Here is a 10,670-nt window from a genome sequence, read left to right on the forward strand (position 1 = left end):
CCCTGATCTGCGCCGCCAGGTCGCCCGCTGCGCGGAGCACGTCGCGGCGGCGCGCGAGCACGGCGGACGCGTCGTCGCGGGCGGCCGCGCCCGCCGCGACCTCGGCGGCCACTACTTCGAACCCACCGTCGTCGACCTCGACGGCACCGCGAACCCGCTCGCGCAGGAGGAGACGTTCGGGCCGGTCGTGTCCGTGCTCGGCTACCGCGACGCCGACCACGCCGTCGAACTCGCCAATGACACCGTCTACGGGCTGTCCGGCGCCGTGTACGGGCCCGCCGACGAGGCGCTCGCCGTCGCCCGCCGCGTCCGCTCCGGCACCGTCTTCGTCAACGGCGGCTACATCGGCGCGTTCGCCTCCTCCGGCGGCCGCCGCCACAGCGGCGACGGGCGCGAGCGCGGCCGCGAGGGCATCCGGGCCTACCAGCAGGCCAAACACGTCACCGCCGTGAGCGCCTGACCCCACGGGAGAAGCAGATGCTAGACGAGATCGCCCGGCTCGACCCGGTCAAGATCCGCACCCTGTTCGACACCGGCGGCGAGTACCGGCGGGCCAGATCCGGCGGCGACTTCGCCGTCGACTTCCACGCCGGGCTGCGCCGCGCCCGCGAGACCGGGCCCGTCCACGAGGGGACGGTCGAGCAGGTGCTCGGCCTGCCGCACCCCGCGCCCGTCGCCGGACGGGCGAAGCCCGCGGCCGTCTTCTCGGCGTTCGGCTACGACACCGTCAACGCCGTGTTCCGCGACCCGGAGACCTACAGCTCCGAGGCGATGCAGAGCACCTTCGACACGTTCGGCCGCAACATCCTCGGCATGGGCGGCGCCGAGCACTCCCGGCACCGCGCGGTCGTCCAGCCGTCCTTCAACCGCAACATGATGCAGTGGTGGGCCGACCGCTGGATCACCGGCATCACCGGCACGCTCCTCGACCGCATCGAGTCACGCGGCTCCGCCGACCTCAACGTCGAGTTCTGCGCCCTGCTGCCGCTGCTGACGATCACCGGCAGCTTCGGCATCGGCATGGACGACACGCTCCGGCTGCGCGAGCTGATCGAGCAGATGATCGGCGCCACCGTCGAACGCGACGACCGGATCGCCGCCGCCGCCGCGGCCGGCGAGATCCTCGGGCCGGTGATCGCCGACCGGCGGACCGCGCCCCGCGACGACCTCATCAGCAAGCTGCTGCGGGACACCATCCGCGACGAGGACGGCACCCGGCGCGGCCTCACCGACGCCGAGATCCTCGCGTTCGCCCGGCTGATCCTCACCGCCGGTTCCGGGACGACCTGGCGGCAGCTCGCCATCACGCTGTGGGCGCTGCTGAACGCCCCCGACCAGCTCGACGCCGTCCGCCGCGACCGCTCGCTCGTCCGCAACGCCATCGAGGAGTCGCTGCGCTGGGAGGTCACCGACCCGACCTTCTTCCGCACCGCCACCCGCGACGCCGAACTCGGCGGCGTGGCGATCCCGGCCGGTCGCGGGTCGCGCTCTGCCTCACCGCCGCCAACCACGACCCGAAACGCTGGGACGACCCCGAACGGTTCGACGTGCACCGGCCGCTGCGCCCGCACCTGTCGTTCGCCGGCGGCCCGCACGTCTGCCTCGGCATGCACCTCGCGCGCGCCGAGATGACCGTCGCGCTCAACGCGATCCTCGACCGGTTGCCGAACCTGAGGTGGGCCCCGGGCGCGGAACGTCCCGTCCTGATGGGGCTGCACTGGCGCGGCCCCAGCGAGCTGCCGGTGGTGTTCGGATGACCGGCCCGGTCCCCGCCCGGATCGACGTCAGCGCGGGCACGTGCGCCGGTACCGGCATGTGCGGCTTCTACGCGCCGAACACCTTCGGCCTGGACGACGACGGAAAAGTGACCATCATGGACGAACGGGGCGACCCGCCCGGCGACGTCCGCAACGCCGCCGAGGCGTGCCCCACCCGCTCCATCCGCCTCGCCGACTAGGAGCCGCGATGCGCACGATCCCTGCCGAACTGGCCGAACGGTACGAGGCGGAAGGGTGGTGGACGCGGGACACGATCGGCGACCTCCTCCAGCGCGGGCTCGCGGCCGCACCGGACGCGACGTTCCGCGTGCACTCGTCCGTCCGGCCCTGGTCCGGGACCTTCGCCGACGTCGAGCACCTCGCCCGCCGCCTGGCCGGCGGCCTGCGGGACCGCGGCGTGGGGCCGGGCGACGTCGTCGCCTTCCAGCTGCCGAACTGGATGGAGGCCGCCGCGGTCTTCTGGGCGTCGTCGTTCCTCGGCGCCGTCGTCGTGCCGATCGTCCACATCTACGGGCGCAAGGAGGTCGGCTACATCCTGGACGCGGTGAAGCCGAAGGCGTTCGTCACCGCCGAGCGGTTCGGCCGGCTGGAGCACGACCCCGCCGTCAGCGCGCACGTCCCGCACGTCGGCGTCGTCGGCCGCGACTTCGACGACCTGCTCGGCGACCCGCTGCCCGGCGTGCTCCCCGTCGACCCCGCGGGGCCCGCGCTGATCAGCTTCACCTCCGGCACGACCCGCGACCCCAAGGGCGTCGTCCACAGCCACCAGACCCTCGGCTGCGAGACCCGCCAGCTCGCCGACCGCTACCCGCCCGAACTCGCCCGCCAGCTCACCTCCGCGCCCGTCGGCCACTTCATCGGCATGGTCGGCGCCTTCCTCATCCCTGTCCTCGGCGGCACCCCGATCCACCTCGCCGACGCCTGGGACCCCGGCCGCGTCCTCGCCCTCATGGACAGCGACGACCTCATCGTCGGCGGCGGCGTCCCCTACTACATCACCAGCCTCCTCGACCACCCCGACTTCGCCGACCGGCACCTGCGCCGGATGAAGTACGCGGGCCTCGGCGGCGCGCCCGTCCCCGCCGCCGTCACGTCCCGCCTCACCGACCTCGGCATCATCGTCTACCGCTCGTACGGCAGCACCGAGCACCCGTCCATGACCGCCGCGCACTACACCGCCGCCCGGGACAAGCGGCTGCACACCGACGGCAAGGCCCTGCCCGGCGTCGAGCTGCGCCTCTCCGACGACGGCGAGATCATCAGCCGCGGCCCCGACCTGTGCCTCGGCTACACCGACGACGCCCTGACCGAGCGGGTCTTCGACGCCGACGGCTGGTACCACACCGGCGACATCGCCGAGATGGACGACGACGGATACATCACCATCACCGACCGCAAGTCCGACATCATCATCCGCGGCGGCGAGAACATCAGCGCCCTCGAAGTCGAGGAGCAGCTCCTCACCCTCCCGTCCGTCGCCGAGGCCGCCGTCGTCGCCGCGCCGGACGCACGGCTCGGCGAGCACGCGGCCGCGTTCGTCCGGCTCAAGGAACCCCCGGCCCCCACCCTCGACGACGTCCGCGCACACCTCGAAGCGAACGGCCTCGCCCGGCAGAAGTGGCCCGAGGAACTGCACGTCCTGGACGACTTCCCCCGCACCCCCAGCGGCAAGGTGCAGAAATACGTGCTGCGCACCTCGCTCAAGGCTCGATGAGACCGACGCGGATGGCGTAGCGCAGCAGCTCCAGGCGGTCCTTCATCCCGAGCTTCGCCAGGATGTTCGCGCGGTGCCGCTCCACCGTCTTCACGCTGATCACGAGCAGGCCCGCGATCTCCTTGGAGGAGTGCCCCTCGGCGACGAGCTTGAGGATCTCCTCCTCCCGGGGCGTCAGCACGCCGTCGGACCGTCCGGCGCGGGCCCGCTCGAGATACGTGCCGATCAGCGTCCCGACCGTCCCCGGATACAGGAACGGCTCGCCGCGCATCGCCGCCCGGCACGCCGCGATCAGGTCCCGGTCCGCCAGCGTCTTCAGCACGTACCCGGCCGCGCCCGCCTTCAGCGCCTCGAACAGGTACTGCTCGTTGTCGTGCATCGTCAGGATGAGCACCCGCAGCCCCGGGAACCTGCGGGTCAGCTCGCGGGTCGCCTGCAACCCCGTCATCCGCGGCATCGCCACGTCCAGCACCGCCAGATCCGCCTCCACACCGCCCCGCAGCAGCTCGATCGCCTCCGCGCCGTCCCCGGCCTCGGCGACGACCCGCAGATCCGGTTCCCCGTCCAGGATGAGCCGCACCCCGCGCCGCACCAGCGCGTGATCGTCGGCCAGCAGGATGCGGATCAAGGCAGCCCCTCCGGTCCCCGGCCGCGGCCGGGCACGCGCAGGGTGAGGCGGGTACCGCCCGCCGCCCCCGCCCCCAGCGTCAGCGTGCCGCCGACCAGCAGCGCCCGCTCCCGCATTCCCCTGATCCCCGCTCCCTCGGGCACGTGCCCCAGCCCCTTCCCGTCGTCCTCGACCTTCAGCAGCACACCGCCCGGATCCCCGGCCGGCTCCAGACTCAACTCGACGGACGTCGCGCCCGAATGGCGCGCCGCGTTCGTCAGCGACTCCTGCGCGATCCGGTACAGCACCAGCTCCACGTCCGCGTCGAGCGGCGGCAGCTCCGGATGCAGGTTCCGCTCCACCCGCAGGACGGTGTGCGCGTCGAACTGCGACACCAGTGCGGCCAGCGCGCTCGCCAGCCCCAGGTCCTCCAGCACGTCCGGACGCAGCCGCCGCGCGATCCGCCGCACCTCCTCCAGGCTGCCCCGGGTGGTCTCCTGCGCGAGCCGCAGCTCCTCCCGCAGCTCCGGCGGCGCCTGACCCGTCAGCCGCTTCAAGTCCAGCAGCAGCGCCGTCAGGCTCTGCCCGATCTCATCGTGCAGCTCCCGCGCGATGTGGCGGCGCTCGTCCTCCTGCGCCAGCAGCACCCGGGCCGTGCTCGCGCCCCGCTCGCTCTCCAGCCGCCCCAGCATCCGGTTGAACGTGTCGATCAGCGTCGCGACCTCCGCGCTGCCGCCGACTTCGAGCCGCTGCCCCGGACGCAGCAGATCGACCGTCTCCATCAGCCGGATCAGCTGCTGCAGGGGAGCCAGCCCCCAGCGCAGCAGCGCCGCGTTCGCCACCAGCATCGCCGCCAGCCCGGCCGCGAGCACCAGCGCCTCCGTCAGCCGGATCGGCACCGACACCGTCCACGGGCCCACCATCAGCAGCACGGTCGCCACCGTCCCCACCAGCGTGTTCAACCAGAACACGCGCCAGAACAACCGCATCGCCGCCTCCCTCCCCTCGCCCCGGCGGCTACACCCCGCCTCCCCGGGAAATGGGTGCCGCCACCGATGTTCCCCGCCGCCGCCGTCGCGCATGGTGGAAGGTACAAGACCCCTCGGAACGCGTGCCGCCTGGAGGACATCGATGCTTCTGGACAGGACGAACCTGCCCCGGACGGGCACCTCGTACAAGTTCACCACCGCCGCCGGCCAGCACGCCGGCGTGGTCGCGCACCGCGACGGCCGCCGCGAGCTCGTCCTGCACGGCCCGCACGGGGTGACCGGCACGATCGCCCTGACCGACACCGAATCCCGCACCGTCGCCGAACTGCTCGGCAGCCCCACGGTCGTCGACGAGGTGCCGCACCTCGCCGTCGTCGATCTGCAGGCCGTGCATATCCCGGTGGCCGCCTCGTCCCCGTACGACGGCCGTCCGCTGCACGATGTCCGGGCGCGGGCGAGCATCGTGGCCGTGCTCCGCGAGGGCCGCACCATCGACGCCCCGTCCGGCGATCTCCGGCTGCGGCACGGGGACGCGGTCATCGCGGTCGGCACCGAACCCGCGATCGACGAACTGCGGCGGGCGCTGACGTGAGCGGAGCACCCCGGCCGGAACCGGCCGGGGTGCCGGTCAGCGTCCCGCGCGCCCCTGGCAGCGCACGCAGTACCGCGCATACGGCAGGATCTCCAGGCGCCCCGAGGGGATCGCCTGCTCGCACCCCTCGCACTTGCCGTACACGCCGTCTTCCAGCCGCCGCACCGCCCCGTCGATCTCCGCGAGGCTCTGCCGCAGGTTCTCCGCCCGCGACCAGTCCGCCGCCTCGACCTGCTCCAGCGGCGTCCGTCCGATCTCCTCCTCCAGCGCCGCGAGCTGCGCCTCGCGCTTGCCCCGCTCGTCGTCCAGCCGCCGCCGCACCTCACGCGTCGCCGAACCGTCCAGCGCGTGCACGTCGTCCGTGGTCATCCGCCCATCCCTCCAACACAAGTGGTGCACCTCCACTCACCATCGGCGATCGGCGCGCCCGTCGACATCGGTGCTGACACCCATTTCCGGCGTCACGAACCCGGACGTTCGGCGTGCCCGGCCAGGAAGGCGACGACCTCCTCCTCGGGCTCGTCGGGGAGGCCCCAGGCGGATGCCCCCGGCACTGGTGAAGAGCACGATCCCGTGTCTCATGCCCGCGACAGTAGAACGCGTTCTACCTAACCGCGGATCTATGATCGGCGGCATGGCGCTGCGACTCGTTCAGGTGAACTTCAAGGCCCGGGACGACGCGGCCCTCGGCCGCTTCTGGGCGGAGGCGCTCGGCTGGCGGACGTCCAGCGAGGGACCCGGCGTCACCAACCTCGAACCCGCGGGCCTCGACTGGCCCGACCCCGCGGGCTTCTACATCGACCTGGTCGCCGTCCAGGACCCCGAATCGGTGAAGTACGGCGTGCACCTCGATCTCGCCACCACCTCGGAGGCCCACCACCGAGAGCTGGTCGCGCGCCTGAAGGATCTCGGCGCGACGCCCGCCGACGTGGGCCAGGGCGACGTCCCCTGGACGGTCCTGGCCGACCCGGAGGGCAACGTGTTCTGCGTGCTGGAACCCCGGGAGATCTACCGGGACACCGGCCCGATCGCCGCCGTGGTGGTCGACTGCGCCGATCCCCGTGCCATGGCGCGCTTCTGGGACCGGGCGCTGGACCGGACCCTCCACGAGGTGACCGACGACTACGCGGTGCTCCGCTCCGACACGGGTCCGTACCTGGAGTTCCTTCGCAAACCCGCCGAACGGGCGTGGTGGAACCGCATCCACGTCGACCTCCTGCCGCACCCCATCGACGAGAAGGAAACCGAGGTGGCGCGCCTACGGACGCTCGGTGCCGTCGCGTCGACCTCGGCCAGGGCGACGTCCCCTGGACGGTCCTCGCCGACCCGGAGGGCAACGAGTTCTGCGTCCTCGGCCGAGGGTGACGCCCAGCGCCGCAGCTTGGCCGGGTTGAGTACCGCCCAGATACGCGTGATCCGCTCCTCTGCGACCTCGAACGCGTACACCGACACGGTGCCGCCGTCCGCCTCGCCCACCAGACCGGCCTGGCCGTTGACCGTGCACTCCCTGATCGACAGCCCTTCGGCACGGGCCCGGCCGGTGAAGAAACGCGCGACCCGCTCGGCGCCCTCGACCGGCCGGAGCTCGGCCGGCACGAGTCCGCCGCCGTCACCGGTGGCCGTGGCGTCGGGAGCCAGCAGGCCGACGAGCGCATCGACGTCCCCGGCCTCCCAGGCCCGCCGGAACTCCCGAACGAGACGCCGCCGGCCCGCCGGCGCCGCCGGAGCGGGTGCCGCCCCGACCCGCCGCCGCGCCGAAACGGCAAGCTGGCGGCACGCCGCCGGCGTCCGGCCGACGATCTCGGCCACCTCGGCGAACGGGTACCGGAAGACGTCGTGCAGGACGAACGCGACGCGCTCGGCCGGCGTCATCGACTCCAGCACGACCAGGAACGCCATGGTGACCGACTCGTCGAGGGCGACGCGGTCCGCGGGGTCGTGGAGCCATTCGGTGTCTCCGGGCACCGGCTCGGGAACCCATTCGCCCACGTAACTCTCCCGCCGCACCCGCGCCGACCCCAGCAGATCCAGGCAGATCCGGGACGCGACCCGCGTGAGCCAGCCGCCGGGAGACCGGACGGCGTCCCGCTGCCGCACCGACATGGCGTACCAGCGCGCGTAGGTCTCCTGGACGACGTCCTCGGCCTCGGCCACCGACCCCAGCAGCCGGTAGGCGAGGCCGATCAACCGGCGCCGCTCGTCGACGATCGCGGGCTCGGACGGCATGGTCGTCTCCTTCTCGTGGTCTCACCAGTCTGACGAAACACCACCGCGATCTGTGAGGCTCACAAACCGACCGGCCGTTTCGTCCGTCTACCGAGACCACCAGAAGGAGAACGGCCATGGAACCCGTGAACGTCGCAGTCGTCTACTACAGCGCCACCGGCAACCTGCACGCCCTGGCGGAAGCGATCGTCGAGGGCGCGGAGAAGGCGGGCGCGCACGTCCGGCTGCGCAAGGTCGCCGAAACGGCGGCGCCCGAGGCCGTCGACGCCAACCCGGCCTGGGCCCGGCACATCGAGGACACCGCGGGGATCGCCGAAGCCGGCCACGACGACCTCGAATGGGCGGACGCCGTGCTGTTCGGCAGCCCCACCCGCTTCGGCAACCCGGCCAGCCAGCTCAGGCGGTTCATGGAGACGACCGGCCCGCTGTGGTTCCAGGGCAGGCTCGCGGACAAGGTGTACTCGGCCTTCACCGCCTCCAACACCGCCCACGGGGGGCAGGAGTCCACCCTCCTCGCACTGGGGAACACGTTCTACCACTGGGGCGGCATCATCGTGCCGCCCGGCTACACCGACCCGATCCAGTTCAAGTCCGGCAACCCCTACGGCACGTCCCACGTCGCCGGCGACGGCGCCCCCGGCGACGTGGCCCTGGACGCGGCCCGCCACCAGGCCCGCCGGGTCGTCGAGACCGCGGCCGCCCTCAAGACCGGCCGCGCCTGAACGCCGCGGCGCAGGCGCGCCGCGCCTGCCGCCGGGCCCGCACACCCGTCCGGTCCGCTACGCGTCCGTCCCGGGCCACCGCTCCAGGAAAACGGCCACATCCCGGCGCAGCTCGTCCATCGTCGGGTCGGTACCGGCGCCCGCGAGCGCGTAGAAGATCACGCCCTCGGCATAGACGACGAGACGACGGCCGTCCGTCTCGGGATCGGCCGAGCCCAGCGCCGCCATCAGCGCCACCGCCGGTCGCCGGAAGTGCCGGCCGCTCGCGTCGTACATGGCCCGCAACTCGGGCCGACGAGTGGCCTCCAAAGCCAGCTCGTACCGCGCGAGCGTGCGCCGCCGATCATCGGTGATTTGCCCGTGCAGCAGCCGCGCCACCAGCTCCACCGCGTCCTCCCGATCCGTTGGAAGACGCCTGATGGAGGCGGCCGCGAACTGCCGTTCCTCCAGCTCGTTCAGCCGCTCCAGCGTCAGCTCCAGCAGCGCCGCGCGAGTACGCGCGATGTTGGAGGCGGAGCCCGGCGGCAGCGCCGCGGCCTCGTCCACCGCCCGGTGGGTCAGCCCGCGCATCCCGCGCCCGGCCAGCAACGTGATGGCGGTCTCGGCGACCAGCTCCGCCCGCGGCGATCTCATACCGACACACTACTTGCGTAGTAAGCAACTACACCCATAGTCTAACTACAAACGTAGTATCGAGGAGAGCCATGAAAGCGACCGTGATCGGCGCGGGGATCGGCGGCCTCACCGCCGCCGCAGCGCTCAAAGCCCAAGGCTGGACGGTCCGCGTCCTGGAACGATCCACCACCCTGGAACCCGTGGGTTCGGGCCTGGCCATGATGCCCAACGCCCTGCGCGCCCTGGACCTCATCGGCATCGGCGACCGGGTCCGCGAACTCGCCACGTTCGCGGGCGACGGCGGCATCCGCCGTCCGAACGGCGGCTGGCTGAGCCGCACCAGCGCGGAGGCCGCGGCCGCCCGCTTCGGCGACCCCACCGTCGTCATGCTGCGCGCCACCCTGGTCGACCTGCTCCAGAGCGTCCTCGACCCGGCGGAGATCGGCCTCGGCGTCACCGTCGACTCGGCGTCCCCCGACGGGACGGTGACCACCTCGACCGGCGAAGAACGCGCGGACCTGATCGTCGCCGCCGACGGAATCGGCTCCCGCGTGCGCTCCGCCCTCTTCCCCGACCACCCCGAACCGCGCTACACCGGCCTGACGGCCTGGCGCCTGCTCACCACCGACCCCGACAAGACCGGCGCCTTCTCCGAAACCTGGGGCCGCGGCCTGGTCTTCGGCGTGAACCCGATCGCCGGCGGCCAGGTCTACTGCTACGCCACCGCCCCCGCCCCCGCGAACACGACCGTCCCGGACGAGAAACGCGAACTCCTACGCCTCTTCGGCTCCTGGCACGCCCCGATCCCGACCCTCCTCCAGCAGGCAGACCCGACCCGAATCCTGCGCAACGACATCCACTACCTACCGCGCGCCCTCCCGGCCCTCCACCGCGACCGGATCGTCCTGCTGGGAGACGCCGCCCACCCCATGACGCCCAACCTCGGCCAGGGCGCCTGCCAGGCCATCGAGGACGCCGTGGTCCTGGCCCACGAGGTCACCAACGGCACCGGCCCCGCCGGATACACCGCGGCCCGCCTGCCCCGAACGACAACGATCATGGCGAAGTCCCGGCAAATCTCCCGCCTGACCCAACTGGGAGCCCTAACGCCCCTCCGCGACGCGGCCATGTGGACAACCGGCCGCCTGGGCCCAAACCTCGTCCTACGCCAAGCCGCCCCCGTAATCGACTGGACCCCTCCAAAATCCGAGTGGACGAGCCATCACTCCGGTATCGAGTCGTAAAGTAGCACCTTATTACGTCGCCGCTTCCGCGCTTCGATATCTCCAGTGATACTGGTACAAGGCAACATTATAGACCCAAGAATGGGTAGCCATTTTGCGTTCACACTAAGAGCGTGTATCACGTGGCGGAGTGAGGCGTGGTGCGGGATAATGCTCGGCTGTGGCGTCGGATCTTGCGCTCCG

General features: G+C 72.2%; 11 protein-coding genes and 4 pseudogenes. 10 read left to right on the plus strand and 5 right to left on the minus strand.

Going from position 1 to position 10,670, the window contains the following annotated elements:
* The 6 genes and pseudogenes from BJF79_RS21350 to BJF79_RS21365 form a co-directional block, all read left to right on the plus strand.
* Positions 1–460: aldehyde dehydrogenase family protein (locus BJF79_RS21350; RefSeq protein ID WP_262402367.1), on the plus strand; the 460-nt coding region annotated here is incomplete at its 5' end.
* A 599-nt stretch (positions 461–1,059) separates the two neighbouring features.
* Positions 1,060–1,464: pseudogene (locus BJF79_RS67105) on the plus strand (cytochrome P450); the annotation flags it as partial.
* Positions 1,398–1,601: pseudogene (locus tag BJF79_RS67110) on the plus strand (cytochrome P450); the annotation flags it as partial. The pseudogenes BJF79_RS67105 and BJF79_RS67110, both read left to right, overlap by 67 nt.
* A gap of 6 nt (positions 1,602–1,607) precedes the next feature.
* Positions 1,608–1,757: a cytochrome P450 gene (locus tag BJF79_RS60950; protein ID WP_262402369.1), complete on the plus strand. Its 150-nt coding sequence runs from the start codon at positions 1,608–1,610 to the stop codon at positions 1,755–1,757.
* The gene (locus BJF79_RS21360; RefSeq protein ID WP_075899910.1) at positions 1,754–1,957 is read left to right on the plus strand and encodes a ferredoxin; all 204 of its coding nucleotides are present in this window, start codon (positions 1,754–1,756) and stop codon (positions 1,955–1,957) included. Before BJF79_RS60950 ends, BJF79_RS21360 begins: the two co-directional genes overlap by 4 nt.
* Before the next feature lie 8 nt (positions 1,958–1,965).
* Positions 1,966–3,492, plus strand: a complete 1,527-nt coding sequence (locus tag BJF79_RS21365; protein WP_075899912.1) for an AMP-binding protein — start codon at positions 1,966–1,968, stop codon at positions 3,490–3,492.
* Here BJF79_RS21365 and BJF79_RS21370 read toward each other — a convergent pair.
* Positions 3,479–4,120, minus strand: coding sequence for a response regulator (locus tag BJF79_RS21370; protein ID WP_075899914.1), 642 nt, complete (start codon positions 4,118–4,120; stop codon positions 3,479–3,481). The two genes, BJF79_RS21365 and BJF79_RS21370, sit on opposite strands and share 14 nt — an antisense overlap.
* Positions 4,117–5,088 (minus strand): HAMP domain-containing sensor histidine kinase, encoded by a 972-nt coding sequence (locus BJF79_RS21375; protein WP_075899916.1) that lies wholly within the window; start codon positions 5,086–5,088, stop codon positions 4,117–4,119. The genes BJF79_RS21370 and BJF79_RS21375 overlap by 4 nt, the downstream gene beginning before the upstream one ends.
* A gap of 142 nt (positions 5,089–5,230) precedes the next feature.
* On the opposite strand from BJF79_RS21375, the gene BJF79_RS21380 reads away from it, so the two are divergent.
* Entirely contained in the window at positions 5,231–5,680 is a 450-nt protein-coding gene (locus BJF79_RS21380) for a cation:proton antiporter regulatory subunit (protein ID WP_075899918.1), read from the plus strand.
* Positions 5,681–5,716: 36 nt separating this feature from the next.
* On the opposite strand, the gene BJF79_RS21385 is transcribed toward BJF79_RS21380, so the two are convergent.
* Entirely contained in the window at positions 5,717–6,049 is a 333-nt protein-coding gene (locus tag BJF79_RS21385; RefSeq protein WP_075899920.1) for a TraR/DksA family transcriptional regulator, read from the minus strand.
* A 265-nt stretch (positions 6,050–6,314) separates the two neighbouring features.
* Here BJF79_RS21385 and BJF79_RS60955 point away from each other — a divergent pair.
* Positions 6,315–7,045: pseudogene (locus BJF79_RS60955) on the plus strand (VOC family protein).
* A gap of 63 nt (positions 7,046–7,108) precedes the next feature.
* Here BJF79_RS60955 and sigJ read toward each other — a convergent pair.
* A pseudogene (gene sigJ / locus BJF79_RS21395) lies at positions 7,109–7,906 on the minus strand (RNA polymerase sigma factor SigJ); the annotation flags it as partial.
* A gap of 116 nt (positions 7,907–8,022) precedes the next feature.
* Between sigJ and wrbA the strand changes: the two are divergent.
* Entirely contained in the window at positions 8,023–8,628 is a 606-nt protein-coding gene (gene wrbA / locus BJF79_RS21400; RefSeq protein WP_075899922.1) for an NAD(P)H:quinone oxidoreductase, read from the plus strand.
* A gap of 57 nt (positions 8,629–8,685) precedes the next feature.
* Here the strand turns inward: wrbA and BJF79_RS21405 are convergent, their stop codons facing one another.
* Entirely contained in the window at positions 8,686–9,261 is a 576-nt protein-coding gene (locus BJF79_RS21405) for a TetR/AcrR family transcriptional regulator (RefSeq protein ID WP_075899925.1), read from the minus strand.
* A gap of 71 nt (positions 9,262–9,332) precedes the next feature.
* Here BJF79_RS21405 and BJF79_RS21410 point away from each other — a divergent pair, with 71 nt between their 5' ends.
* Positions 9,333–10,487 carry an FAD-dependent monooxygenase gene (locus BJF79_RS21410; protein WP_075899927.1) on the plus strand — a complete coding sequence of 385 codons (1,155 nt, stop codon included), beginning with the start codon at positions 9,333–9,335 and terminating at the stop codon, positions 10,485–10,487.
* Positions 10,488–10,670: the final 183 nt, after the last annotated feature.

This window comes from Actinomadura sp. CNU-125 (assembly GCF_001942465.1).
Taxonomy (GTDB): domain Bacteria; phylum Actinomycetota; class Actinomycetes; order Streptosporangiales; family Streptosporangiaceae; genus Spirillospora.